General features: G+C 50.5%; 22 protein-coding genes and 2 pseudogenes. 22 read left to right on the top strand and 2 right to left on the bottom strand.

What is annotated here, in order from left to right:
• Positions 1-66: 66 nt before the first annotated feature.
• The 17 genes and pseudogenes from AC3G3F_RS15835 (at position 67) to foxA (ending at position 16,985) form a co-directional block, all read left to right on the top strand.
• On the top strand, positions 67-810 hold the full coding sequence (locus tag AC3G3F_RS15835) for a winged helix-turn-helix domain-containing protein (RefSeq protein WP_023246099.1): 744 nt from the start codon (positions 67-69) through the stop codon (positions 808-810).
• On the top strand, positions 783-1,271 hold the full coding sequence (locus AC3G3F_RS15830; RefSeq protein WP_023246100.1) for a hypothetical protein: 489 nt from the start codon (positions 783-785) through the stop codon (positions 1,269-1,271). The genes AC3G3F_RS15835 and AC3G3F_RS15830 overlap by 28 nt, the downstream gene beginning before the upstream one ends.
• A gap of 411 nt (positions 1,272-1,682) precedes the next feature.
• Positions 1,683-2,207, top strand: a complete 525-nt coding sequence (locus AC3G3F_RS15825) for an Ail/Lom family outer membrane beta-barrel protein (RefSeq protein WP_053529210.1) — start codon at positions 1,683-1,685, stop codon at positions 2,205-2,207.
• A 143-nt stretch (positions 2,208-2,350) separates the two neighbouring features.
• Positions 2,351-2,992 (top strand): helix-turn-helix transcriptional regulator, encoded by a 642-nt coding sequence (locus AC3G3F_RS15820; protein WP_063390188.1) that lies wholly within the window; start codon positions 2,351-2,353, stop codon positions 2,990-2,992.
• A 10-nt stretch (positions 2,993-3,002) separates the two neighbouring features.
• A complete protein-coding gene (locus AC3G3F_RS15815; RefSeq protein WP_023246103.1) occupies positions 3,003-3,227 on the top strand; it encodes a restriction endonuclease subunit S domain-containing protein in 225 nt (74 codons plus the stop codon).
• A 57-nt stretch (positions 3,228-3,284) separates the two neighbouring features.
• The gene (locus AC3G3F_RS15810; RefSeq protein ID WP_023246104.1) at positions 3,285-3,644 is read left to right on the top strand and encodes a DUF4156 domain-containing protein; all 360 of its coding nucleotides are present in this window, start codon (positions 3,285-3,287) and stop codon (positions 3,642-3,644) included.
• A gap of 68 nt (positions 3,645-3,712) precedes the next feature.
• Positions 3,713-3,775, top strand: a pseudogene (locus tag AC3G3F_RS15805) (copper chaperone); the annotation flags it as partial.
• Positions 3,776-4,098: 323 nt separating this feature from the next.
• A complete protein-coding gene (locus AC3G3F_RS15800) occupies positions 4,099-5,352 on the top strand; it encodes an MFS transporter (protein WP_053508607.1) in 1,254 nt (417 codons plus the stop codon).
• Between the two features lie 189 nt (positions 5,353-5,541).
• Entirely contained in the window at positions 5,542-7,500 is a 1,959-nt protein-coding gene (locus AC3G3F_RS15795; protein WP_023246106.1) for a site-specific DNA-methyltransferase, read from the top strand.
• Positions 7,501-7,512: 12 nt separating this feature from the next.
• A complete protein-coding gene (locus AC3G3F_RS15790) occupies positions 7,513-10,482 on the top strand; it encodes a type III restriction-modification system endonuclease (RefSeq protein WP_053529211.1) in 2,970 nt (989 codons plus the stop codon).
• A 277-nt stretch (positions 10,483-10,759) separates the two neighbouring features.
• Positions 10,760-10,861, top strand: coding sequence for a small effector SsaA (gene ssaA / locus AC3G3F_RS15785; protein WP_488395300.1), 102 nt, complete (start codon positions 10,760-10,762; stop codon positions 10,859-10,861).
• 116 nt (positions 10,862-10,977) lie between these two features.
• Positions 10,978-12,381: a cytochrome ubiquinol oxidase subunit I gene (locus tag AC3G3F_RS15780; RefSeq protein ID WP_079796576.1), complete on the top strand. Its 1,404-nt coding sequence runs from the start codon at positions 10,978-10,980 to the stop codon at positions 12,379-12,381.
• Positions 12,378-13,388 carry a cytochrome d ubiquinol oxidase subunit II gene (cydB, locus tag AC3G3F_RS15775; RefSeq protein ID WP_023246110.1) on the top strand — a complete coding sequence of 337 codons (1,011 nt, stop codon included), beginning with the start codon at positions 12,378-12,380 and terminating at the stop codon, positions 13,386-13,388. The genes AC3G3F_RS15780 and cydB overlap by 4 nt, the downstream gene beginning before the upstream one ends.
• A complete protein-coding gene (locus AC3G3F_RS15770) occupies positions 13,334-13,519 on the top strand; it encodes a DUF2474 domain-containing protein (RefSeq protein ID WP_308810303.1) in 186 nt (61 codons plus the stop codon). The genes cydB and AC3G3F_RS15770 overlap by 55 nt, the downstream gene beginning before the upstream one ends.
• Positions 13,438-13,630 (top strand): annotated as a pseudogene (locus AC3G3F_RS15765) (hypothetical protein). The gene AC3G3F_RS15770 and the pseudogene AC3G3F_RS15765 overlap by 82 nt, the downstream one beginning before the upstream one ends.
• A gap of 95 nt (positions 13,631-13,725) precedes the next feature.
• Complete coding sequence (gene foxR, locus AC3G3F_RS15760) at positions 13,726-14,730, top strand: ferrioxamine uptake transcriptional regulator FoxR (RefSeq protein ID WP_053508600.1); 1,005 nt, start codon at positions 13,726-13,728, stop codon at positions 14,728-14,730.
• Between the two features lie 146 nt (positions 14,731-14,876).
• A complete protein-coding gene (foxA, locus tag AC3G3F_RS15755; protein WP_170876622.1) occupies positions 14,877-16,985 on the top strand; it encodes a ferrioxamine B receptor FoxA in 2,109 nt (702 codons plus the stop codon).
• Between the two features lie 40 nt (positions 16,986-17,025).
• Here foxA and AC3G3F_RS15750 read toward each other — a convergent pair whose 3' ends face one another.
• Complete coding sequence (locus tag AC3G3F_RS15750) at positions 17,026-17,658, bottom strand: LysE family transporter (RefSeq protein ID WP_053529214.1); 633 nt, start codon at positions 17,656-17,658, stop codon at positions 17,026-17,028.
• Between the two features lie 231 nt (positions 17,659-17,889).
• Here AC3G3F_RS15750 and yahO point away from each other — a divergent pair, with 231 nt between their 5' ends.
• The gene (gene yahO, locus AC3G3F_RS15745) at positions 17,890-18,165 is read left to right on the top strand and encodes a DUF1471 family periplasmic protein YahO (protein ID WP_023246115.1); all 276 of its coding nucleotides are present in this window, start codon (positions 17,890-17,892) and stop codon (positions 18,163-18,165) included.
• A 136-nt stretch (positions 18,166-18,301) separates the two neighbouring features.
• Here yahO and prpR read toward each other — a convergent pair whose 3' ends face one another.
• Positions 18,302-19,927 (bottom strand): propionate catabolism operon regulatory protein PrpR, encoded by a 1,626-nt coding sequence (prpR, locus tag AC3G3F_RS15740; protein WP_488395297.1) that lies wholly within the window; start codon positions 19,925-19,927, stop codon positions 18,302-18,304.
• Between the two features lie 265 nt (positions 19,928-20,192).
• Here prpR and prpB point away from each other — a divergent pair, with 265 nt between their 5' ends.
• The 4 genes from prpB to prpE all read left to right on the top strand — a co-directional run bounded on the left by prpB (position 20,193) and on the right by prpE (position 25,758).
• Positions 20,193-21,077: a methylisocitrate lyase gene (gene prpB / locus AC3G3F_RS15735; RefSeq protein WP_023246117.1), complete on the top strand. Its 885-nt coding sequence runs from the start codon at positions 20,193-20,195 to the stop codon at positions 21,075-21,077.
• A gap of 93 nt (positions 21,078-21,170) precedes the next feature.
• Positions 21,171-22,340, top strand: a complete 1,170-nt coding sequence (prpC, locus tag AC3G3F_RS15730; RefSeq protein WP_023246118.1) for a bifunctional 2-methylcitrate synthase/citrate synthase — start codon at positions 21,171-21,173, stop codon at positions 22,338-22,340.
• Positions 22,341-22,379: 39 nt separating this feature from the next.
• On the top strand, positions 22,380-23,831 hold the full coding sequence (locus tag AC3G3F_RS15725; RefSeq protein WP_088734284.1) for a bifunctional 2-methylcitrate dehydratase/aconitate hydratase: 1,452 nt from the start codon (positions 22,380-22,382) through the stop codon (positions 23,829-23,831).
• A 40-nt stretch (positions 23,832-23,871) separates the two neighbouring features.
• Positions 23,872-25,758, top strand: a complete 1,887-nt coding sequence (gene prpE / locus AC3G3F_RS15720; RefSeq protein ID WP_023246120.1) for a propionate--CoA ligase — start codon at positions 23,872-23,874, stop codon at positions 25,756-25,758.
• Positions 25,759-25,893 lie beyond the last annotated feature (135 nt).

The following is a 25,893-nucleotide window of genomic DNA, read 5'->3' as shown; positions in this document are numbered from 1 at the left end:
TGCGATATATCCTGGTAATATGTTTACGCCGTGAAGAAACGTTATAGCACTGAGGCGGATATTTTTATGAGTCAGAACAACTACCTGATTGACAAAAGAGTTATTCTTGATTGCGAACGAATGACGCTTTCCAGTGCCGGAGAGTCGATAACGATATCTGAATCAGAACGTAGTTTGCTTATCGCTTTTTATGAAGGCCTTTTTAAAAAAGATGACTTAATTAACTATGTCTGGGGGCGAAAAGGTGTCGTGGTATCTGATGCCAGTTATTATAAATTGATTAACCAGCTACGAGGATCATTTGATAAAATTGGTCTTAAGGCTGCGTCTGTTGTGACTCGTCCTCGCGTGGGCGTTTTGCTCTCAGTTTCCATTGAACCGTTGAGTAATGAGGATCAAAACACGGCTCTGCCTGCTGTTGCTGAAACAGAATTATCGATGGTTGAAACGCGGCACAATGACACTATTATCTCACCGACACAGGGGACGCTGAATAGAAAAGATTGGCTCTATTTTTGTTTAGCTGCGATCCTGATGTTTTTTATGATTTATAAAGTTAAGAGCGAAAATATTGATTACTTTACTCTCCAGGGTTCATATGATGGATACACTTTTTATAGTGTAGGCCATGATAAAACGCATCTGACGGATATCGTTGACGCGTACTCTGAGATGAGTAATGAAATACATAAGCAAAATGGGAAATTCATTTATTACATCCGTGTTCCTAACACAAATATTTTTGTCCAGTGTCTTAACCAACTTGATATATCGGAGCCGAAATGCATTTCCATAAAAGAACGTTATTAAGCTTGGCGACGCTTGGTATGCTGGCTGTTTCAGTCGTGCTGATGGTGGTTTTGGTACGAAATGATAACTATCGATTTATTAATACTGATGAGTTTTTATGTACGACAAGAACGGTAACAACGATACAGCCTAAAAATATTCATGCCGATGGTAGCCTTGTTCTTGATTTTAAGATGAAAAGAATTACGCTTCAATATGAAATAAAAACAAAAGATAACGCTGTAAAAATATTATACCGGGACGTATATATGAAAAATTTACATCGAACAGCGCCTGGTGTCTATACGTTTGAAGTATCCTTGATAAAAGTCTTTGCCACAGACACGGCTGGCGATCTGTTATCATATTTACGGGTTCTGCATCCGCAAGCGGCTAATGAGATTCGAATATCTAAGGTTGGTGAGAAAACATTTTTCTACTCTCTTAATCGGCAGCTTTATAACGTTTGTACCGCACAGTAGATCTGAATGCTACCTGAACGCGTTCAGAAGGTGGTTTGCGTAATTGCCCTCCGGAAAGAGTAAGGGCTAACCTGTGATTCTTTAAAATAATATTAAAAACAATAAGATATAACGTGTAGGTTTACGAAAGGATTTACTGCGATTCTCTGGCAACACTCACAACCTGCCTGACGGATGCGATATAGTGATCGATGAATTTCTGGTTTGAATTAACTATGAATCCGCTATTAATAAAAAAGTAAGAACTCTGTAAGACAGATTTCATATCCATTACCGAGCATATCAGGTTATATTACCTCCGCAGTTGGTATGGCTGTTAATAAGCATATCTGTCACTTTTAATTTATATGCTATTTGTGTGCCATGAGTTTCGGTACCGCCTTAATTATATATCAAAATGGAGTGTTTTTAATGAAAAAACGGTCTTCGTTCCTTGTTGTTTTAGGTCTGTTATTAGCATCATCTTTAGCTTTGGCTAACGATCAGCACACCGTATCGTTTGGTTATGCACAAACCCATCTCAGTTCATTGAAAAATAGCGATAGCAAAGATCTGCGAGGTTTTAATTTTAAATATCGTTACGAGTTCAATGAGACTTGGGGGATGTTAGGCTCATTCACCGCGACGCGGAAAGAAATGGAGAACTACACCTGGAAAGAGGGGAAATTGCATAAAAATGGTTCCGATTCTGTGGACTATGGTTCTTTGATGTTTGGGCCGACATATCGTTTTAATGACTATGTGAGCCTGTACGGCAATGCTGGTATAGCGACGATGAAATTTAATAAACACTCAAAAGAAGACTCCTTTGCCTACGGCGCTGGCGTAATATTTAATCCTGTTAAAAGCATATCCATCGATGCATCATGGGAAGCAAGTCGTTTTTTCGCTGTTGATACCAATACATTTGGTGTTAGCATAGGTTATCGCTTCTGATATTAAAAGTATAAGCGTTAAGTGTATGGCAAGGAACTAAAAATAACGTGGCGTTGTTACTGAGTAGGGATGGTTAGGATCAATCAGGTAATATTAAGAGGACAATAAAACACTCACCGTGACGTTATTCTATTGATGAAATTATGATAAATTTAGAATCGGAACAACTTCCGTTAAAAACGATAAGCATAGTTTTAACGGATGATTATTATACTTATTTAGGTATCGCTTCACTCTTCGAGGCTGGGAAGTGCTTTATGTTCCCACTGAATGGAGGATATAATTCGTGTCAGATATCAGCTAGCGAAGATATCATAATTATTATTGATGGGCGAGTTTTGATTCAGGGGATCTGGAAAGGTTTTAAGACGCTCATGCAGCATTATCCACATGCTCGTCGAATCTGGCTCACGCGCAGAGATATTGGAAAACTTTATCCATCTGGCTGCGATAGAGATCCTGATATCGATCCCGATTTGGCAAAGCCTGTTTTTATTGAGTACTTCATTAAATACGCTTGTGCAAACGATGTAGCGGTCGGTGAACTCGTGCCGTTGACAAAAAAGGAGGAGGAGTTGTTATGGCATTTTTTATACAAAAAGTCGATGAATCAGATTGCCAGTAGCTATGGCATTAGTCGCAAGACTTTATATATTCATAGATTGCGTATTTGCCGTAAATATGGCTTCAAACGTTTTTTCCATTTGCTATTTATTTACCAAAGAAGTCGCCATATATTTACATCTAAAATCTCCCATGTAGATAAAAAGGCCAGCCAGGCTTGAAGTGAACAAGATGAAAAAGTTAACGATGAGAGAGTGTGAAAGCATGAGCCCTACTTTATTGCTTGCCATTAAGATACTTATCTCGTCGCTTGACGAACAAACGAAAATAAGGCTCAGAGAGCATATTGAAAAAACTGAACAAGAAATAGCCTCAAGCATACATGATAGCATCATGACAGAGACTTTTCTTCAGCAAATGAAAGACATTCGTTACATCTTAAATATGGCTCCTTGACGGCGTCCAGAAGAGAGAACGTGTCACGATTTAATGATTAATAGACCAGGTATCAGTATGAAAAAGATCGTAGTATGTTTTGCCGGTTTGGCTTTAACCGCATGTAGTGCTAATTCGTTGAATTATGGCGCTGAACAGGTACGGGTGATGACCAGCGAGCCAGGTAAGGAATGCAGCTACTTAGGGGATATCACGGGCAGCCAGGGGAATTTCTTTACCGGTGGCTGGACATCCAACAGTAACCTGGAAACGGGTGCCCGTAACGATCTGAAAAACAAAGCTTATAAAATGGGCGGAAATACGGTAGTCCTGTTAACCCAGCGTGCGGGCCAAACAGGAAGTTCATGGCACGGTTCGGGCTCAAGCAAACAAACTAATGTCACATTAAGCGGGAACGTTTATCGTTGCCCTCGTTAGCCTGATTTTGAATAAGGCGAGTATTTAGCGCAGGCAATGTATTGCTGTTTAACACATGCGCCATACTGGCGATGCGTTTGGTTGAAGTTGAAACGTCGCTATCCGGGGAGCAGATAGCTGCCGCCCTGTAAAAGGCCGGTTTCCCGCCGCGCGAGCTGTAATCGTCAATTGCGACCGGTCTGGCGACAGGCCGGTCGCGATACGATAGCTATGCCTCGCTTTTCTTTGCATGACATCACCCCTATAAAAACTGTGACAAATCATGTGTCAGTAAGCTTTGTTAATAATATGTAATGATTTGTCTATTTTTGCTAACGTTTTACCTGCTATATACAAAAACATAACAAAGAAGTAGCGCAACGCTACCTTGTTACGTCGCTTTGGCGATGGGAGCGCTCATCAGCGCCTCGCCGCTTCAAAGCTTGATGTTATTTTTTGATGCAGGACACTACCTATGTACACCCCCCTGAACTGGACGACGACACAACGACATGTGGCGTTTGCCAGCTTTACCAGTTGGATGCTGGATGCGTTTGATTTCTTTATCCTTGTCTTTGTACTTAGCGATCTCGCCGAATGGTTTCACGCTTCCGTATCGGAGGTTTCCATTGCGATTATGCTGACCCTGGCGGTACGTCCCATTGGCGCGCTGCTATTTGGCCGAATGGCGGAAAAGTACGGACGTCGACCGATACTGATGCTCAATATTCTGTTCTTTACGGTTTTTGAACTGCTTTCCGCCTGGTCGCCCACCTTCATGGCATTTCTGATTTTTCGGGTCATGTACGGCGTGGCGATGGGCGGGATATGGGGCGTCGCGTCATCACTGGCGATGGAAACCATTCCCGATCGTTCGCGTGGCCTGATGTCAGGAATTTTTCAGGCGGGCTATCCCTGCGGCTATCTGTTCGCCTCGGTCATTTTTGGCCTCTTCTACAGTATGGTAGGCTGGCGCGGTATGTTCCTGATTGGCGCCCTGCCTATTGTCTTGCTGCCTTATATCTGGTTTAAAGTGCCGGAATCGCCCGTCTGGCTGGCGGCCAGAGCGCGTAAAGAGGATACCGCGCTGCTTCCTGTTCTGCGCAAGCAGTGGAAGTTGTGTCTGTATCTGGTGCTGGTAATGGCTTTCTTTAACTTTTTCAGTCACGGGACGCAGGATCTCTATCCTACCTTCTTGAAGATGCAGCATGGTTTTGATCCGCATCTGATTAGTATCATTGCGATTTTTTATAACATTGCCGCGATGCTCGGCGGCATTTTCTACGGTACGCTATCGGAACGTATTGGACGTAAAAAAGCAATCATGATCGCCGCCTTTCTTGCGCTTCCGGTACTTCCGCTATGGGCATTTTCCAGCGGATCATTCACCATTGGCCTGGGCGCGTTCCTGATGCAGTTTATGGTGCAGGGCGCCTGGGGAGTCGTGCCGACCTGGCTGAATGAGTTGGTTCCGGCGAATGCGCGCGCCGTGCTGCCGGGGTTTGTTTACCAGCTAGGTAATTTACTGGCGTCGGTTAACGCGACGTTACAGGCCCGCATCGCGGAAACGCATGGTGGAAATTACGGGTTGGCAATGGCGATCGTGGCTGGCGCGGTGGCTATTTTAATCTGTGTATTTGTGGCATTTGGTCGCGAGACCCGGGGAGTCGTCATCTCCGGTACAGATAGCGACTCACTCCCGGAGTCGGCCGTCGGTCATCGCACGTAAACAATACGCTCCTGGCGCTCGCCGTCGCCGGGGGCACACCTTCTTCCCGCTGGTTTTCACGCTCTTTCAACGAACAACAAAGGTTAATGATGGCATCTGCCTTTCGTGACCATTACAATCATCGCTTACTTTTTTCTTTATAAGAAATTGATTGTTGGACCTTAAAATTATCAACGGAGCGAAGATATCATGTTGAAAGATAACCAAAAACACAACGAGTCTGTTGCCCCGAATAGCGCCTTTCTGTCTGAGTTACAACGTGCATTACCGGAATTTTTTATCGCCGATCGTTATGACGAGCAGGGCGAACTGATCGCGAAAGGCGGATTTGATCTCGCCAGATTTGAGCGCGCGCTGAAAGCGCGTAATATCGATGAGCTGACTAGCGGTTATCAGATTGATTTTATTGGCAAAGATTACGCAAAAAAACAGGCGGGTGAAAAATCCGTTACCGTTATCGTTCCTGACGTGGAACACAATACTCTGGCAGAAAACAAAAACAGCCATAATCTTTTTCTGACCGGGGATAATCTGGATGTTTTACGCCATCTGCAAAATAATTACGCCGATACCGTCGATATGATCTATATCGATCCCCCTTATAACACCGGATCGGACGGGTTTGTTTATCCCGATCATTTTGAATATAGCGATCGGGCGTTGCAGGATATGTTTGGTCTTAATGATACTGAACTGGCACGTTTAAAATCCATTCAGGGTAAATCGACGCACTCCGCGTGGTTATCTTTCATGTATCCGCGTCTCTTCCTGGCCAGGAAACTCCTGAAAGATACCGGATTTATTTTTATCTCTATCGACGATAATGAGTACGCCAATCTTAAATTAATGATGGATGAGATTTTTGGCGAAGGCGGATTTGTCACCAATGTGATGTGGAAGCGCAAAAAAGAGATTTCTAACGACTCTGATAACGTTTCCATCCAGGGGGAATACATTCTTGTTTACGCCAAAACCGGTCAGGGCGCCTTACGTTTAGAACCGCTTTCTAAAGAGTATATTCAGAAATCCTATAAAGAACCGACCGAACAGTTTCCTGAAGGAAAATGGCGGCCGGTGCCGTTAACGGTGTCAAAAGGGCTGAGCGGCGGCGGCTATACCTATAAAATTACCACGCCTAATGGTACGGTACACGAAAGGCTATGGGCTTATCCTGAAGCCAGTTACCAAAAATTGGTGGCCGATAATTTGGTCTATTTTGGCAAAGATAACGGCGGTATTCCCCAGCGAGTCATGTACGCGCATCACAGTAAAGGGCAGCCAACGACCAATTACTGGGATAACGTAGCGTCGAATAAAGAGGGGAAAAAGGAGATTCTGGATCTCTTCGGCGACAACGTTTTTGATACGCCGAAACCTACTGCGTTATTGAAGAAAATCATCAAGCTCGCTATCGATAAAGACGGCGTCGTTCTGGACTTTTTTGCCGGTTCTGGCACCACGGCCCATGCGGTGATGGCGCTGAATGAAGAAGATGGGGGGCAGCGCACGTTTATTTTATGCACTATCGATCAGACATTAAGCAATAACACTATCGCGAAAAAAGCGGGTTATAACACCATTGATGAAATCAGCCGTGAGCGAATTACACGCGTTGCGGCGAAGATCCGCGCTAACAATCCCGCGACCAATGGCGATCTCGGTTTTAAACATTATCGTTTTGCCACCCCGACGCAGCAGACGCTGGACGATCTGGATAGCTTCGATATTGCTACCGGCCATTTTATCAATACCAGCGGTCAACTGACCGCTTTCACCGAATCAGGATTTACCGACATGATCAATCCTTTTTCCGCCAGAGGATTGGGTGTGCCGGGCGGTGCAAGCGGCGAAGAGACCCTATTAACGACATGGCTGGTCGCCGATGGTTATAAAATGGACATTGAAGTACAGACCGTTGATTTTTCCGGCTATCGCGCCATGTATGTGGATAATACGCGCCTGTATCTGATTGATGAACGATGGGGAACAGAGCAGACCCGCGATCTGCTCAACCACATTGGTACGCACCAGCTTCCGGTTCAGACTATTGTCATTTACGGCTACTCTTTCGACCTTGAATCCATTCGGGAACTGGAAATCGGCTTAAAACAGCTTGATCAAAAAGTGAACCTGGTGAAGCGTTATTAAGAGGGGATGAAGATGAATATTTTATTGGAAGAACTCCCCCATCAGGAACAGGCATTAGCGGCCATTCTGGCGAGTTTTACCGGTATCGATCACGCGCAGGCCGATCATAATCACTATGCTAATCCGCTGATTAACGAGCGCTACAACGATAAAGCCAATATTGACGTTAAAATGGAGACCGGGACGGGGAAAACCTATGTCTATACCCGGTTGATGTATGAACTGCATCAGAAATACGGCCTCTTCAAATTTGTGCTGGTGGTGCCGACGCCAGCCATTAAAGAAGGTGCGCGGAACTTTATCACCAGCGATTATGCCAGACAGCATTTTTCACAGTTCTACGAAAATACGCAGATGGAACTTTGCACCATCAACGCTGGTGATTTTAAAGTGAAGTCGGGACGCAAAAATTTTCCGGCCCAGCTATTAAGTTTTACTGATGCCAGCCGTCGTGATAGCCATACGATTCAGGTTTTGCTAATCAATGCGCAAATGCTCAATTCCGCCAGTATGACGCGAGACGATTACGATCAAACGCTACTGGGCGGGCTGACGTCGCCTGTTAAAGGGCTGCAAATGACGCGACCGGTGGTCATTATTGATGAACCGCATCGTTTTGCGCGAGATAACAAATTTTATCGAGCGATTCAGGCCATTCAGCCGCAAATGATCGTACGTTTTGGCGCCACCTTCCCGGATATTGTCGAAGGCAAGGGTAAAAATAAATGTGTACGTAAAGATTACTATCGCCGGCAACCGCAGTTTGATCTCAATGCAGTGGACAGTTTTAACGATGGTTTGGTGAAAGGTATTGATATTTATTATCCGAATCTCCCCGAAGAGCAGGCCAACAATCGTTATATCGTTGACAGCGTTACGGCAAAGAAATTAATCCTCCGACGGGGGAGCAAAATTGCCGAGGTTGGCGTGGGCGAAAATCTCGCCGATGTCGATGCGGGATTTGAAGGCAGTATTGAATATGCCGGCAGTAAAATGTTATCGAACGAGCTGGAGCTGGAAGCCGGGATGGCGCTGGTGCCAGGAACCTTTGGTGCGAGCTACCAGGAACTGATTATTCAGAACGCTATTGATAAGCATTTTGACACCGAACAGGCAAATTTCTTACGCAGCAATGAGCCAGAAAATAACGCCCCGCGTATTAAGACATTAAGCCTTTTCTTTATTGACAGTATTAAAAGCTATCGTGATGACGAAGGTTGGTTGAAACTGAAGTTTGAGTGTTTACTGAAAAAGAAACTGACGCAACTGATTGACAATTATCAGCGCAAGACCCTGCCGCGAGAAGTGGAGTATCTGTCATTTCTGCAGGCCACGCTCGCCAGCCTGCACTCGGATAACCAAAACGTTCACGCCGGTTACTTTGGCGAAGACCGGGGAAGTGGCGATGAGGCGATCCAGGCTGAAGTAGATGATATTCTGAAAAATAAAGAGAAGTTGCTCAGTTTTTCAGACCATCACGGCAATTGGGAAACGCGCCGCTTTTTGTTTTCAAAATGGACGCTTCGCGAGGGTTGGGATAACCCGAATGTTTTTGTCATTGCTAAATTACGTTCTTCCGGTAGCGAGTCGAGCAAAATTCAGGAAGTGGGGCGCGGCCTGCGGCTACCGGTGGATGAAAACGGCCATCGCGTTCAGCAGGAAGAGTGGCCGTCCCGGCTGGCGTTTCTGATTGGCTATGATGAAAAAGCGTTTGCCAGTATGCTGGTTGATGAGATTAATCGTGACAGCAAAGTTCAGCTTAACGAGCAGAAACTGGATGAGGCGATGATCACACTTATCGTCACCGAGCGGCAAAAAGTCGATCCCGCGTTTACGGAGCTTCGTTTGCTGGAAGATCTGGATGATAAAAGACTGATCAACCGGAGTAATGAGTTTAAACCCAGCGTCACGCTTAACGGAGAAACCAAAAGTGGTTTTGCATGGCTACTGGAGTTCTACCCTGAGCTGACGCAGGCGCGGGTGCGAGCGGATCGTGTTCGTGACAATAGACCCGTCTCCCGATTGCGAGTCAGGTTACGCAAAGAAAATTGGGAACAACTTAGCGGTATCTGGGAGCAGTTTTCCCGTCGTTATATGCTGCAATTCGAGCGTAGCGGCGCTTCTCTGGAACAGATTGCCGCCGAGGTGCTGCGTGACCCGGCGCTGTATATACGCCAGAAGCCAAGCCAGATGCAACAACGGCTGGTATCGAATGAGGATAATGGCCGTTTTGAGGTGGCGCAGCGGGAAGGCGAATTAGCCGCCAGCGAATTCATGGCGGGCATGAAATATGGCCATTTTCTTAAGCAACTGGCGTTACGCACCAGTCTGCCGGTTAATGTTCTGCACCCGGTGTTAATGGCGATGCTGCGTGATGTTTTGCAGGGAGATTCACGCTATTTAAGCGAGATCTCGTTGGACAATATGACCCGCGCATTACAGGCGCGGATTAATGCGCATTTTGCGCAGCGCCACGATTATCTGCCTCTCGATTTTCAGGCTTCAACGTCGGTATTTGATTCCACGGCACGGCAGTTCAGGGAGGAGATTAGCGCTGAAATTCTGGGTAAAAATGTGGATGAGAATGCGATAGATGATCCCCGTTCTCTCTATCAAATACCGCCGCTGCGTTATGACAGCGTCGATCCTGAATTACCGCTATTAAAATACCATTATCCGCAACAGGTTTCCGTATTTGGCAAACTACCCAAGCGGGCCATTCAGATCCCCAAATATACGGGGGGCTCTACCACGCCGGATTTTGTGTACCGTATTGAGTGTCAGGACGCCGACAGCGTTTATTTACTGGTTGAAACTAAAGCAGAAAATATGCGCGTAGGCGATCAAGTTATTCTTGATGCGCAACGTAAATTCTTCGATATGCTGCGTCGGCAAAATATCAATGTCGAGTTTGCGGAAGCGACCAGCGCGCCGGCGGTATTTTCTACGATCAATGGCCTGATAGAGGGGAAGGTGAACTAACGGGTTTGAATGGACCTTAACGGTTATCTTTTTGATAGACCATATAAAATGGCCGCCGCGCAGCGAGCGTTGCGGTCATTCTCCCTACGCTAATCCCCCGCCCATGAAACCGCGTTGACTTGAACGTTATCGTTTTACGTCTATTCTTAACTTTCAGCTAAGAGTATTTTGCTGAAACTGCAAATAGTCTTGAGAATGCTGTTTTTTTGTTTTGCCGTTATTTTTCATAATGGCTGGGTAGATATTGCCAATTGAATGTAACTAAGGGAGACATGTTATGCTAAATAAATACTACCGTTTCGCTGTCGAAAAAGACGCCCCCTCCGAAGCGCCAGAATCGGGCGATAAGCCTGATAGCCAACCGCAAAAAAAATCGTAATTTATCTGGATATTCCCCGGCGTTTTTACGTTTGGGGAAAATAACCGTTTCGTTTCAACCTGGTTGCGAACAGTGAATATTTTACACAAAGTGACTGTATATAAACGGGAGGGAACATGGAGTTTGATGCATTCTTTTTAGCGAGACTCCAGTTTGCCTTTACCGTCTCTTTTCATATTATTTTCCCCGCGATTACGATTGGCTTAGCCAGTTACCTGGTGGTACTGGAAGGTTTATGGCTAAAAACGCGTAATCCTGTCTGGCGCTCGCTCTATCAGTTCTGGCTCAAAATTTTTGCCGTCAACTTCGGGATGGGCGTGGTCTCCGGTCTGGTCATGGCTTACCAGTTCGGAACGAACTGGAGCGGTTTTTCCCAGTTCGCCGGCAGTATCACCGGGCCTTTATTAACCTATGAAGTGCTCACCGCATTCTTCCTGGAAGCGGGATTCTTAGGCGTGATGCTTTTTGGCTGGAACAAAGTCGGGCCGGGCCTGCATTTCTTGTCTACCGGTATGGTGGCGTTGGGCACGTTAATGTCGACGTTCTGGATTCTGGCATCTAATAGCTGGATGCATACCCCGCAGGGATTTGAAATTCATAACGGTCAGGTGGTCCCGGTGGACTGGTTCGCGGTGATTTTCAACCCGTCGTTCCCGTATCGCCTGTTGCATATGTCCGTTGCGGCGTTTTTAAGTAGCGCGATGTTTGTCGGCGCGTCCGCAGCCTGGCATTTACTGAAAGGTAACGATACGCCGGCTATCCGCCGTATGTTCTCGATGGCGTTATGGATGGCGGTCGTGGTGGCGCCCGTTCAGGCATTGATTGGCGATATGCACGGCCTTAATACTCTGAAGCATCAGCCGGTCAAAATTGCCGCGATTGAGGGGCACTGGGAAAATACGCCCGGCGAGCCAACGCCGCTTACGCTGGTAGGTTGGCCGGATATGGAGGCGGAACGGACCCGCTATGCGCTTGAGATCCCGGCGCTGGGCAGTCTGATCCTGACGCATAGCCTGGACAAACAGGTGCCTGCGCTAAAAGATTATCCCAAAGAGGATCGCCCCAACTCTACCGTGGTGTTCTGGTCTTTCCGTATTATGGTGGGCATGGGCGTACTGATGATCTTTCTGGGGCTGGCCAGCCTGTGGCTACGCTACCGACACCGACTGTATCATTCGCGGCCCTTTATGCACTTTGCGCTGTGGATGGGGCCGTCCGGGCTTATCGCTATCCTTGCTGGATGGGTGACGACTGAAGTAGGGCGTCAGCCGTGGGTGGTCTATGGCCTGCTGCGAACGCGTGATGCGGTTTCCGCGCACAGCACCTTGCAAATGAGCATCAGTTTGCTGGCCTTCTTTGTGGTCTATTCCCTGGTCTTTGGGGTTGGCTATATTTATATGATTCGCCTTATCCAGAAAGGGCCGCAGCCGGCGGAGACACCGACCGCTGAAACCGATGGCAGACCCGCGCGTCCTATCTCTGCCGTGGGAGAATCGCTTGAGCAGGAGAAACGCGAATGACCATCGATCTTCCGGTTATCTGGTTTGCTATTATCGTGTTCGCCACGCTGATGTATATCGTGATGGATGGTTTCGATCTGGGCGTCGGTATCCTGTTTCCGTTTATTCGTGATAAACACGATCGCGATGTCATGGTGAACTCGGTCGCGCCGATATGGGACGGTAACGAAACCTGGCTGGTGCTGGGCGGGGCCGGGCTTTTTGGCGCGTTTCCGTTGGCTTATGCCGTCATCGCCGACGCGCTGACTATCCCGCTGGTGGTTATGCTGCTTGGTCTTATCTTCCGCGGCGTCGCTTTTGAATTCCGTTTTAAAGCTACCGAGTCGCATCGCGCTTTCTGGGATAAATCCTTTATCGTTGGGTCAATCCTGGCAACCTTTGCCCAGGGGGTTGTGGTGGGCGCGGTGGTGAGCGGTTTTCAGGTGGAAGGGCGAGCCTTTAGCGGTTCGCAGCTTGACTGGTTGACGCCGTTTAACCTGTTCTGCGGCGTCGGTCTGGTCGTCACCTACGCGCTGCTGGGCGCTACCTGGCTGATTATGAAAAGCGAAGATCCGCTACATAGCCGGATGTGCGCGCTGTCGCGCCCGTTGTTGATCATCTTGTTGCTGGTGATGGGGGGCGTCAGCGTGTGGACGCCGTTCACCCACGACGATATCGCCGAGCGCTGGTTCACACTGCCCAATTTATACTACTTCCTGCCGGTGCCTGTGCTGGTGTTGGCTTTTAGCGTCTGGCTATGGCGCAGCGTGAAAAAACCAGAATCCCATGCGCGTCCATTTATTCTCACGCTAGGGTTGATTTTTCTGGGGTTCAGCGGGTTAGGCATCAGTATCTGGCCGAATATTATTCCACCGGATATTTCGCTGTATGCCGCCGCCGCGCCGCCGCAAAGTCAACGCTTTATGCTGGTTGGGGCGCTGATAATCATCCCGATTATTCTGGCTTATACCTTCTGGAGTTACTACGTCTTCCGTGGAAAAGTGCGACATGGAGAGGGATATCACTGATGGTTAAAGTGAAAAAATGGTCGCGGCGAGTCGTATGGATGGTCGCGATATGGTGCGCCAGCGTGCTTCTGCTGGCGGGCGTCGGAATGTTGTTCAGAATACTCATGACCTCCGCAGGGTTTCGCTCCTGACTGATACCACCCGGACGCGCTTTCGTCTCTGGCGAAAGCGCGTCTTTATCGACAGATCGGCGTTTATCGATCACGTATGCTCGCCAAATCTTTCCCATTAAAAGCGGTTGATAATTATTCTCATCTTTATTGTTGTTCCCGGGCCGCAGTGGTATGGTTACAGAGTGGCCAACGCTCTGGTATAACGCAGATAAACGGTATTGATAATGTCTCCGATCTCCTGTCACTCTTCCGCATCCCCGGCGATGAAAAAGATCTTTTCCGTCAGCGACTTCATCGCGTTTGGCGAGCGGTATGGCATTGATTACCGCTTCCCGGCGTTACCGCAGTATACGCAGAGTAGTCCCGTACTTCATGGCGATATCGAAGAGATAGCGCTTCCCGGCGGGATTTGCATTACACGCTCGGATGTTCACGTGTTACAACCCTATGAAACCACCTCTCGCCATAGTAGTCCTCTGTATATGCTGGTAGTGCTGGAAGGTAACGTCGCGCTGGCGGTAAATGAGCAGACCTTTTTGCTGAGCGCGGGGATGGCGTTTTGCTCGCAACTTAGCGAGCAGCAGACGATGCGCGCTCATCACGACGCAGACAGTAAATTACGCACCTTATCGCTGGGAATGTACCCGGACGGCGGATGGCGGGAGCATTTGCCTGGCTCGCTGGCAGACGAGTGGGAAAATAGCGCTACCTCTGCGATGGTCTGGCAGGTGCCGGAGTTTCTTCTTTCGGGGCTACGCTATGCGCAGCAGCCCGGACATCATGCTGCGTCACGCCAGTTAATGCTGGAAGGCATCATGCTGCAATTGCTGGGCTATGCGCTAAATCTATGTCAGCCCGAAAAGCAAAAATGCGGACTTCCCGTCACTGGTGAATATCAACGGCTGGAGCTCATTCGGCGTTTACTGGAACAGACGCCGGAAAAAGCATACACGCTGAACGAACTGGCGCGTCGGGCGGCAATGAGTCCGAGTAGCCTGCGGTGTAAATTTCGCCATGCCTATGGTTGTACCGTGTTTGATTATCTGCGCGATTGCCGCCTGGCGCGCGCGCGTCGTTATCTGATGGAGGGATACAGCGTGCAGCAGGCAGCCTGGATGTCAGGCTATCAACATGCCACAAACTTTGCGACGGCATTTCGTCGGCGTTATGGCTGCTCGCCCGGCGAACTGCGTGACGCTTCCCTGACGTCGTCCCGACACTGTGCGTAACGTGCCCCGCCAGAGCGGTAATATCCGCCGCTAACCCGGTTTTCTGCCTCTTTTTATGATTTTTTATCATTGCGCATAGGCAATCTGGCGTTACGCATAGTGATTCATCACCTCTAAAGGGTAATAATTCTTATTTACAATAAGGGATACCTTTGGAGATGTTCATGTTTGCGACAACGCGTATAGCGCTATTGATAGGCGGAACTATCGGCGGCGCGACTTTTCCTCTTTTTGCCCAGGAAACAACAAAAAATGATACGGTCATTGTCACCTCGCCCGTACAGAGTGGCGCGACCAAGTTGGCGACGCCAGATATTGAAACGCCGCAGTCGGTATCCATTATTACCCGCCAGCAGTTTGAAGAGCAGGGCGCAACCAGCGTGCGTCAGGCGGTCAGCTACACCCCAGGTGTATACAGTAACCAGATAGGCGCCTCTAACCGCTTTGATTACATTGTATTGCGTGGTTTTTCGGACGGTAGTCTGGATAACGTCTATCTCGACGGGTTAAAAATGATGGGCGACACCAATTCGCACAGTTCGTTGGTGGTTGACCCTTGGTTTCTGGAGGATATTGAGGTGGTACGCGGCCCGGCGTCCGTTCTGTATGGACGTTCATCGCCAGGCGGCATTGTCGCGCTGACGTCGCGAAAACCGGCGTTTGATGCCGGGGGAGAGGTGAAGCTGTTTGCCGGCAATAACAACCAGCGCGGGGCGGCTTTTGATGTGACCGGCCCTCTGGATGACAATGAACGTGTGGCGGCGCGTCTTAGCGGCATGACACGTTACGCCGATTCGCAGTTTACCCCCTTGAAAGAGGAACGCTATGCGCTGATGCCGAGTCTGACCTGGCGAATTACCGATCGGACGCGTCTTGAGCTTATGGCCTATCTGCACCGTGATCCGCAAGGCGGTAGCCACTCCGGATTACCTTATCAAGGCACGGTTGTACCTTATAACGGCGGAAAAATTCCTAACACTTTCTTTGAAGGTGAAGATGACTACGACAAATACGATCGCCGTGAAAATATGGTGGGTTATAACATCGAGCATCTGTTCGATAACGGCTGGTCGGTACGGCAAAAATTGCGTTATCTGCATACTAAAGTGGCGTTAAATCAGGTCTATGCCGCAGGTTGGTTGAATGAAACGGCGCTGAATCGCGGCTATTCCGGCTCCGGGGAGAAAATGTCGGCTATCGCGCTGGATAATCAGCTCGACGGCAGCGTGGATACCGGGGAGATTAACCATCGTCTGCTGGTGGGGATCGATTATCAGGATCGCAGCAATCATACCACTGGCTATTATGGCGCGTTTCCGCCGATTGACGCTTTCAACCCCGTTTATGGCGCTCAGCCGGATTACATTACGTTGTACAGCCGTGAAAAACATAAGTTGCGGCAGACTGGATACTATTTACAGGATCAGATGTCATGGGATCGCTGGCGTTTTACGTTGGGCGGCCGTTACGATCGGGTCAGTGTGTCTAATATCGACAAACTTCATGATTCACGCAGCGATCTCGATAAAAACAACGTCAGTACCCGTGCCGCGTTGCTTTATCTGTTCGACAATGGCGTCGCCCCCTATCTCAGTTATTCTACCGCGTTTACGCCAACCAGCTTCGCCGACGAAAACGGCAATGTGCTGGAACCGATGAAAGGCAAGCAGTGGGAGGCGGGGGTAAAATACGAACCGCTGGGGTGGAACAGCCAGTTTAGCGCCGCCGTGTATCGTATTAACCAGACAAATATCGCGACCAAAGAAGAACCTACCGATCCGTACCGTTCGATTGGTGAAATTGAGTCTAAAGGGGTTGAACTGGAGGCCATTAGCCATTTGTCGGATAGCGTCCGTTTGCAGGCGGCGTATACCTATACTGATATCCGTTATAAGAAAAGTAGCCCGCAAGAGCAGGGTAAGCGCGCGGTTTATGCTCCACGGAATCAGGCCAGCGCCTGGCTAAGCTACGATGTGAAAAGCGGTCTGTTAGAGGGGCTGACTTTGGGCTCCGGCATCCGGTACGTCAACGGCGTGACCAGCGATCGCCTGAATACCCACACGTTGCCGTCCTATACACTGGTCGATATGGTGGTAGGGTATGATTTATCCAGCATTGGGTTAAATGGCTTAAGCGCCCAGCTCAACGTAAATAACCTGACGGACAAACGTTATGTCGCTGCCTGTAATTCGCTCTCTTATTGTTATTTTGGCGCCGAGCGTAGCATTGTAGGCAGCGTTTCATGGGCGTTTTGATAACGCTTATTGTCCGGTAGCAAACGCTACCGGGCAAGCATTAGCGGTGCGTCACGCCTTCATAGAGAAGTCTGAGCGCAAACATCCCGATAATGGCGCCGATAACACGACTGGCAATGCGCTGTATTCGCCCATAAGCACGGCGGACTGCGGGGAGCGAAAAGGCCTGGCTGAGAAAAATACGCCAGATAACGGATGACAGCACAATCCCGGCCCAGGCCATTAACCTTGCCCATGTGGGCGTTTCTGCGCTAAGCGTTACGGAAAAAATACTGATAAAAAACAGTACGGTTTGCGGATTAGATAAATCTGTCATTAATCCCCGGCGAAAGAAAATCGTCCACGGGGCGGCAATCGGTGCCTGGAGCGTGCTCATTTGCGGCGTCGCCTGGTGGCGAATACTGTTCCAGGCGAACCATAATAAATAGGTGCCGCCGACAATTTTGATAAGAGAAAATACCGCTTCGCACTGCGTAATGAGCGTCGCCAAACCGAAAAGCCCCAGCCCGGAATAAAAGGCGTCTCCCGTGGCGACGCCCAGGCCGGTTATTACCCCCGCCCGGCGTCCTGATGCGAGGCTGGTTTGCACCACCACAAACAGATTTGCGCCGGGATTAAAAAAGGTTAATACAAACAGACTGACGGTAAGCACAACGGCATGAAACGGCTCCATAGACAACTCTTCCCTTAGCCTCAAGAAATAACGTTCATCTTATTAATAGTCAAACCAGACGATTGCGAGTGAGATCACAAAGCAGTAGCTTTTTAATCCGCGTAGTTACGCCGACAGAAGGGAGGCTGACTGGATTTTTCCAGCAATCTACACTACTTATTTAATCAGTCCGAACGGCATTTTTGTTCTGATAAAGCGATGATGGCGTAATAATAAAACGAGGGTTTTGCTATGAAAACTGGCTACAAGGTTATGCTTGGCGCATTAGCGTTTGTCGTGACAAACGTCTATGCCGCAGAAATGATGAAAAAAACGGACTTTGATAAAGTCGCTTCGGAATACACGAAAATTGGCACTATTTCTACCACCGGGGAAATGTCGCCGCTGGACGCCAGAGAAGATTTAATTAAAAAGGCGGATGAAAAAGGGGCGGATGTAGTGGTGCTGACGTCCGGACAGACAGAAAATAAAATTCATGGTACGGCTGATATTTATAAAAAGAAATAAAAGCGTTGCATCATAAAAATACCCGCCTGGGTTTCCGGCGGGTATTTTTTATTCCTGGCAACCGGTATCCGTTTTGCCGGATGACGGCCTGCAGTAAACGTAGCGCTATCAGGCGTTCAGGACATTGTCATTTGTCTTAATTACCCGACTGGTTTTTGGCACATGCTTTTAAACGACGCCAAAGGGTGGTGCGGCTAATCCCCAGATAACGCGCCGCAGCAGTCTTATCGCCATTAAAGCGCGCCAGCACATCCTGCAACGTGAGTGCATCCACGATTGAAGGCGTCAGTTCTGCTGTATTCACCATAAGCTCAGGTAATAACTGCCGCATAAATTGCCTGTCCAGCGTTGGCGCGGGATCGACGCTTAAAAAAAGCGCCAGGCGCTCCATCATATTACGCAGTTCGCGAATATTACCGGGCCAGCGCCAGGCCAGCAAAAGCGGCTGACACTGTGTCAATCCATGACGTATCGATTCGGTAAACGGAATTTCCATCGCCGCCAGCGACTGTTTTAAAAAGCTTTCCGCCAGCGGCAAAATATCAGCCTGCCGCTCGCGCAAAGGAGGAAGCATCAGACGCAGAATACTCAGGCGATAAAAGAGATCGGGGCGAAAACGTCCTTGCACTATCTCCCGATCCAGATCGCAATGCGTGGCGCTGATCACCCGGACATCCACCGGGATCGGCTGGTGTCCGCCGACGCGAGTGACGGCTTTTTCCTCCAGTACACGTAAAAGTCGGGTTTGTAACGGCAAGGGCATTTCGCCGATTTCATCAAGAAACAGCGTGCCGCCGTGCGCGATTTCAAACAGCCCCGCTCGGCCTCCTCGTCGTGAACCGGTAAATGCGCCCTCTTCATAACCAAACAGTTCCGCTTCCAGCAACGACTCGGTAATCGCGCCGCAATTGACGGCGACAAAGGGAGGGGATGGCTTATTCTGACGGTGAGGCAGGCGGTGAAAAAACGTCTGGTGAATCGCCTGCGCCGCCAGCTCTTTCCCGGTCCCCGTCTCCCCCTGAATCAGCACTGCCGCACGGGAGCGGGCATAGAGTGTAATCATCTGGCGGACCTGCTCCATTTGCGGCGAATGGCCGCGTATATCGCCCAGTTCATACCGGGTTTGTAATCCCTTGCCGGACGGATAATCAACGCGCTGGCGCCGTGTCAGACGGGTCATATCCAGCGCATCATGGAAGGCCTGACGAACGGTCGCCGCGGAATAAATAAAGATGGCGGTCATTCCTGCCTCTTCCGCCAGATCGGTAATTAATCCCGCGCCGACGACGGCCTCAATACCGTTGGCCTTAAGTTCGTTAATTTGCCCGCGCGCGTCCTCTTCGGTGACATAGCTTCGCTGTTCAAGACAGAGGTGAAACGTTTTCTGAAAGGCAAGTAAAGCCGGAATGGTCTCCTGATAGGTCACGATGCCGATAGATGAGGTGAGCTTTCCCGCTTTCGCCAGCGCCTGTAATACGTCGAATCCGCTGGGCTTGATGAGGATCACCGGTATTGACAGGCGACTTTTTAAATAGGCCCCGTTCGAACCCGCCGCGATAATCGCGTCGCAGCGCTCGGTCGCCAGTTTTTTGCGAATGTAGGTCACCGCCTTTTCAAAGCCGAGTTGAATAGGCGTGATGGTCGCCAGATGATCGAATTCCAGGCTGATATCCCGAAACAGTTCGAACAGACGCGTTACGGAGACCGTCCAGATCACCGGTTTATCGCTATTATCGCGCGGAGCGCTGTGGGCAGTCGTCATCGCAGTAGGTTCATCTTTAAGGGGCGAGTTTTTGTTTTAAACATGTTTCATGAATGTTGCAATGAAACGGAACAATTCGTTTCATGAAACGTTAGCTGACACGTTTTTCTTTTTCCTTAATCGCGCCTATTCATAACAGGGATTGCTGTAATTATCTGTTTTTAAATCTCATTGTATTTAATTTTCTCGCTGCCTCTTTGCCTGGCATAGCCTTTGCTTTGGTTAATATATCTTGAGTAACAATTTACTAACATGAGGATCGAATATGTCTCTACATTCGCCGGGGCAGGTATTTCGCGCCGCGCTCGCCAAAGAGAATCCATTGCAAATTGTCGGCGCTATCAATGCTAATCATGCTCTGTTGGCCCAACGGGCCGGGTATCAGGCGATCTATCTTTCTGGCGGCGGCGTAGCAGCGGGCTCGCTCGGACTGCCGGACCTGGGGATTTCGACGCTGGATGATGTGTTAACCGATATCCGGCGCATCACGGATGTTTGTCCGCTGCCGCTGTTGGTGGATGCGGATATCGGCTTTGGCTCCTCCGCCTTTAATGTCGCGCGGACGGTAAAGTCCATAGCCAAAGCGGGCGCCGCCGCGCTGCATATTGAAGACCAGGTTGGCGCTAAGCGCTGTGGACACCGTCCAAACAAAGCGATCGTCTCGAAAGAGGAGATGGTGGACAGGATTCGGGCGGCAGTGGATGCGCGCACCGATCCGAACTTTGTGATCATGGCGCGTACCGATGCGCTGGCGGTGGAAGGGCTGGAGGCGGCTCTCGATCGCGCGCGGGCTTACGTAGACGCGGGGGCTGACATGCTGTTCCCGGAGGCGATCACCGAACTGTCGATGTACCGCCAGTTCGCCGACGTGGCGCAGGTGCCGATCCTCGCCAACATCACTGAGTTTGGCGCGACACCGCTGTTTACTACCGACGAGTTACGCAGCGCAAACGTGGCGATGGCGCTCTATCCGCTGTCGGCGTTTCGCGCCATGAACCGCGCCGCAGAAAAAGTCTATACCGTACTGCGCCAGGAAGGGACGCAAAAGAACGTGATCGACATCATGCAGACCCGCAACGAGCTGTATGAAAGCATCAATTATTACCAGTTCGAGGAAAAACTCGACGCCCTGTACGCCAAAAAATCGTAGGCCGGATAAACGCAGTGCCATCCGACAATGCCTGATGGCGGCTACGCCTTATCAGGCCTACGCCCTACACATTACAAAAATGACGAGGACACTATGAGCGACACCACGATCCTGCAAAATAATAACCATGTCATTAAGCCAAAAAAATCCGTCGCCTTGTCTGGCGTACCTGCCGGGAACACCGCTCTGTGTACCGTGGGAAAAAGCGGTAACGATCTGCACTATCGCGGTTACGACATTCTCGATCTGGCGGAGCACTGCGAATTTGAAGAAGTCGCGCATTTACTGATCCACGGAAAATTACCGACTCGCGACGAGCTGAATGCTTATAAAAGCAAATTAAAAGCGCTGCGCGGATTACCCGCCAATGTCCGTACCGTTCTGGAAGCGTTACCGGCGGCCTCGCACCCGATGGACGTGATGCGTACCGGCGTTTCCGCGCTGGGCTGTACGCTGCCGGAGAAAGAGGGGCATACCGTCTCCGGCGCGCGCGATATTGCCGACAAACTGCTGGCCTCGCTCAGCTCAATCCTCCTCTACTGGTATCACTACAGCCACAACGGCGAACGTATTCAGCCGGAAACCGACGATGATTCCATCGGCGGCCATTTCTTGCATCTGCTACATGGTGAAAAGCCAACTCAAAGTTGGGAAAAGGCGATGCATATTTCGCTGGTGCTATACGCCGAGCATGAGTTCAACGCCTCGACGTTTACCAGCCGGGTGATTGCCGGGACCGGTTCGGACGTCTACTCCGCGATTATCGGCGCGATTGGCGCGCTGCGCGGCCCGAAACACGGTGGGGCGAATGAGGTGTCGCTGGAAATTCAACAGCGTTATGAAACGCCGGACGAGGCGGAAGCGGATATCCGTAAACGCGTGGAAAACAAAGAGGTGGTGATTGGTTTTGGACATCCGGTTTACACCATCGCCGACCCACGCCATCAGGTGATCAAACGGGTAGCGAAACAGCTTTCAGAAGAAGGCGGCTCGCTGAAGATGTACCACATCGCCGACTGTCTGGAAACCGTGATGTGGGAGACCAAAAAGATGTTCCCCAATCTCGACTGGTTTTCGGCGGTCTCCTACAACATGATGGGCGTCCCTACCGAAATGTTCACCCCGCTGTTTGTCATCGCCCGCGTTACCGGCTGGGCGGCGCACATTATTGAACAGCGTCAGGACAACAAAATTATTCGTCCTTCCGCCAATTATACCGGCCCGGACGATCGCGAGTTTGTCGCAATCGACGAACGTTGCTAATTCACTCTTATTAAAAATAAAACGCAGGAAACGTACCCTATGTCTACCCAACAACTGAACATCCGCCCGCAATTCGACCGTGAAATTGTGGATATCGTTGATTACGTTATGAATTACGAAATCTCCTCAGAAGTCGCGTATGACACTGCGCATTACTGTCTGCTCGACACGCTCGGCTGTGGTCTGGAAGCTCTGGAATACCCAGCCTGTAAAAAATTGCTTGGGCCGATCGTGCCTGGCACCGTGGTGCCCAACGGCGCACGCGTGCCGGGCACCCAGTTCCAGCTCGATCCGGTACAGGCAGCCTTTAACATTGGCGCGATGATCCGCTGGCTCGATTTTAACGATACCTGGCTTGCCGCCGAGTGGGGCCATCCTTCCGACAACCTGGGCGGTATTCTGGCGATCGCGGATTGGTTGTCACGCAACGCCATCGCCGCCGGCAAAGCGCCGCTGACCATGAAACAGGTATTGAGCGGGATGATCAAAGCCCACGAAATTCAGGGCTGTATCGCGCTGGAAAACGCGTTTAATCGTGTCGGGCTTGACCATGTGCTGCTGGTCAAAGTGGCCTCGACCGCGGTGGTCGCTGAAATGCTGGGGCTGACGCGCGATGAGATCCTCAACGCGGTATCGCTGGCGTGGGTGGATGGGCAGTCGCTGCGCACCTATCGCCATGCGCCGAATACCGGTACGCGTAAATCCTGGGCGGCGGGCGACGCTACCTCACGCGCGGTGCGCCTGGCGCTGATGGCGAAAACTGGGGAGATGGGTTATCCGTCAGCGCTGACGGCGAAAACCTGGGGCTTCTACGACGTTTCATTCAAAGGCGAAACGTTCCGTTTCCAGCGACCTTACGGCTCCTACGTGATGGAAAACGTGCTATTCAAAATTTCCTTCCCGGCAGAATTCCACTCGCAAACCGCCGTCGAAGCGGCGATGACGATGTATGAGCAGATGCAGACCGCGGGAAAAACGGCAGCGGATATCGAGAAAGTGACCATCCGCACCCACGAAGCCTGTCTCCGCATTATCGATAAAAAAGGCCCGCTCAATAACCCGGCGGACCGCGATCACTGTATCCAGTATATGGTTGCCGTGCCGTTACTGTTCGGACGGTTAACCGCGGCGGATTATGAAGACGAGGTGGCGCAGGACAAGCGTATTGACGCCCTGCGCGAGAAGATCGTGTGTTATGAGGACCCGGCTTTTACCGCCGACTATCATGACCCGGAAAAACGTGCTATTGGCAATGCGATCACCGTGGAGTTTACTGATGGCTCACGCTTTGACGAAGTTATCGTGGAGTATCCGATTGGTCATGCGCGTCGCCGCGCCGACGGTATTCCGAAGCTTATCGAAAAATTTAAAATCAACCTGGCGCGTCAGTTCCCGGCTCGCCAGCAGCAACGCATTCTGGATGTCTCCCTGGACAGAACCCGCCTGGAGCAGATGCCGGTTAACGAATACCTCGACTTATATGTCATCTGAGCCAGCCAGCAGTAAGGCGTAAGTTCAACAGGAGAGCGTGATGTCTTTTAGCGAATTTTATCAGCGTTCCATTAACGAACCGGAGGCGTTCTGGGCCGAGCAGGCCCGGCGTATCGACTGGCGAGAGTCGTTTACGCAGACGCTGAATCATAGCCGTCCACCGTTTGCCCGCTGGTTTTGCGGCGGCACCACTAATTTATGTCATAACGCCGTTGACCGCTGGCTGGATAAACAGCCGGAGGCGCTGGCGCTGATTGCCGTCTCATCAGAGACCGATGAAGAGCGCACGTTTACCTTCAGCCAGTTGCATAATGAAGTTAACGTTGTGGCCGCCATGTTGTTGTCGCTGGGCGTGCAGCGTGGCGATCGCGTATTGGTCTATATGCCGATGATTGCCGAAGCGCAGATAACGCTGCTGGCCTGCGCGCGTATTGGCGCGATCCATTCGGTGGTCTTTGGCGGTTTTGCCTCGCACAGCGTGGCGGCGCGAATTGACGATGCCAGACCGGCGCTGATTGTATCGGCGGATGCCGGGATGCGCGGCGGTAAAATCCTGCCGTATAAAAAGCTGCTCGATGACGCTATTGCGCAGGCGCAGTATCAGCCGAAACACGTTCTGCTGGTTGACAGAGGGCTGGCGAAAATGGCGTGGGCGGACGGGCGCGATCTGGATTTTGCCACGTTGCGCCAGCAGCATCTCGGCGCGAGCGTGCCGGTGGCGTGGCTGGAATCCAATGAAACGTCGTGCATTCTTTATACCTCCGGCACTACCGGCAAGCCGAAAGGCGTCCAGCGCGATGTCGGCGGCTACGCGGTGGCGCTGGCAACCTCGATGGACACCATCTTTGGCGGCAAAACGGGCGGCGTGTTCTTTTGCGCATCGGATATCGGTTGGGTGGTAGGACATTCTTACATTGTCTACGCGCCGCTGTTGGCAGGCATGGCGACTATTGTTTACGAAGGACTGCCGACGTACCCGGACTGCGGGGTCTGGTGGAAGATTGTCGAGAAATACCAGGTTAACCGGATGTTCTCCGCCCCGACCGCGATTCGCGTGCTGAAAAAATTCCCGACGGCGCAAATTCGCAATCACGATCTCTCCTCGCTGGAGGCGCTTTATCTGGCCGGTGAGCCGCTGGACGAGCCGACTGCCGCCTGGGTGACGGAGACGCTGGGCGTGCCGGTCATCGACAATTATTGGCAGACGGAGTCCGGCTGGCCGATCATGGCGCTGGCGCGCGCGCTGGACGACAGGCCATCGCGTCTGGGAAGCCCAGGCGTGCCGATGTACGGTTATAACGTCCAGCTACTCAATGAAGTCACCGGCGAACCCTGCGGCATAAACGAAAAAGGAATGCTGGTAATCGAAGGGCCGCTGCCGCCGGGTTGTATTCAGACTATTTGGGGCGACGATGCGCGTTTTGTGAAGACTTACTGGTCGCTGTTTAACCGTCAGGTTTATGCCACCTTCGACTGGGGAATCCGCGATGCCGAGGGCTATTACTTTATTCTGGGCCGTACCGATGATGTAATTAATATTGCTGGTCATCGACTGGGGACGCGAGAAATAGAAGAAAGTATCTCCAGTTACCCGAACGTGGCGGAAGTTGCGGTGGTGGGGATAAAAGACGATCTGAAAGGGCAAGTGGCGGTGGCGTTCGTCATTCCTAAACAGGGCGACACGCTGGCGGATCGCGAGGCGGCGCGCGGCGAGGAAAAAGCGATTATGGCGCTGGTGGACAACCAGATCGGTAACTTTGGTCGTCCGGCTCATGTCTGGTTTGTCTCGCAGCTCCCCAAAACGCGCTCCGGAAAGATGCTTCGCCGCACGATCCAGGCGATCTGCGAAGGCCGCGATCCGGGCGATCTGACGACCATTGACGATCCCGCGTCGTTGCAGCAAATTCGCCAGGCGATCGAGGAATAACCGTAGGCCGGATAGACCGCGTTGTTGGCGCTATCCGGCGACGGGTCAGTGCCAAAGATTGAATATTGGGGGAGACAGGTACTGTAAAGTCGGGAAAGGGCGGCAGAGCACCGGAAAGGGCGGCAGAGGACCGCC

The organism is Salmonella sp. FC25216, assembly GCF_057751355.1.
This window is presented reverse-complemented; position numbering and strand designations above follow the sequence as displayed.

Excerpts from the sequence above, each read along its gene's own strand:
- AC3G3F_RS15835 (WP_023246099.1), top strand. The coding sequence starts at position 67 with ATGAGTCAGAACAACTACCTGATTGACAAAAGAGTTATTCTTGATTGC.
- AC3G3F_RS15830 (WP_023246100.1), top strand. The coding sequence starts at position 783 with ATGCATTTCCATAAAAGAACGTTATTAAGCTTGGCGACGCTTGGTATG.
- AC3G3F_RS15825 (WP_053529210.1), top strand. The coding sequence starts at position 1,683 with ATGAAAAAACGGTCTTCGTTCCTTGTTGTTTTAGGTCTGTTATTAGCA.
- AC3G3F_RS15820 (WP_063390188.1), top strand. The coding sequence starts at position 2,351 with ATGATAAATTTAGAATCGGAACAACTTCCGTTAAAAACGATAAGCATA.
- AC3G3F_RS15815 (WP_023246103.1), top strand. The coding sequence starts at position 3,003 with ATGAAAAAGTTAACGATGAGAGAGTGTGAAAGCATGAGCCCTACTTTA.
- AC3G3F_RS15810 (WP_023246104.1), top strand. The coding sequence starts at position 3,285 with ATGAAAAAGATCGTAGTATGTTTTGCCGGTTTGGCTTTAACCGCATGT.
- AC3G3F_RS15800 (WP_053508607.1), top strand. The coding sequence starts at position 4,099 with ATGTACACCCCCCTGAACTGGACGACGACACAACGACATGTGGCGTTT.
- AC3G3F_RS15795 (WP_023246106.1), top strand. The coding sequence starts at position 5,542 with ATGTTGAAAGATAACCAAAAACACAACGAGTCTGTTGCCCCGAATAGC.
- AC3G3F_RS15790 (WP_053529211.1), top strand. The coding sequence starts at position 7,513 with ATGAATATTTTATTGGAAGAACTCCCCCATCAGGAACAGGCATTAGCG.
- ssaA (WP_488395300.1), top strand. The coding sequence starts at position 10,760 with ATGCTAAATAAATACTACCGTTTCGCTGTCGAAAAAGACGCCCCCTCC.
- AC3G3F_RS15780 (WP_079796576.1), top strand. The coding sequence starts at position 10,978 with ATGGAGTTTGATGCATTCTTTTTAGCGAGACTCCAGTTTGCCTTTACC.
- cydB (WP_023246110.1), top strand. The coding sequence starts at position 12,378 with ATGACCATCGATCTTCCGGTTATCTGGTTTGCTATTATCGTGTTCGCC.
- foxR (WP_053508600.1), top strand. The coding sequence starts at position 13,726 with ATGTCTCCGATCTCCTGTCACTCTTCCGCATCCCCGGCGATGAAAAAG.
- AC3G3F_RS15750 (WP_053529214.1), bottom strand. The coding sequence starts at position 17,658 with ATGGAGCCGTTTCATGCCGTTGTGCTTACCGTCAGTCTGTTTGTATTA.
- yahO (WP_023246115.1), top strand. The coding sequence starts at position 17,890 with ATGAAAACTGGCTACAAGGTTATGCTTGGCGCATTAGCGTTTGTCGTG.
- prpR (WP_488395297.1), bottom strand. The coding sequence starts at position 19,927 with ATGACGACTGCCCACAGCGCTCCGCGCGATAATAGCGATAAACCGGTG.
- prpB (WP_023246117.1), top strand. The coding sequence starts at position 20,193 with ATGTCTCTACATTCGCCGGGGCAGGTATTTCGCGCCGCGCTCGCCAAA.
- prpC (WP_023246118.1), top strand. The coding sequence starts at position 21,171 with ATGAGCGACACCACGATCCTGCAAAATAATAACCATGTCATTAAGCCA.
- AC3G3F_RS15725 (WP_088734284.1), top strand. The coding sequence starts at position 22,380 with ATGTCTACCCAACAACTGAACATCCGCCCGCAATTCGACCGTGAAATT.
- prpE (WP_023246120.1), top strand. The coding sequence starts at position 23,872 with ATGTCTTTTAGCGAATTTTATCAGCGTTCCATTAACGAACCGGAGGCG.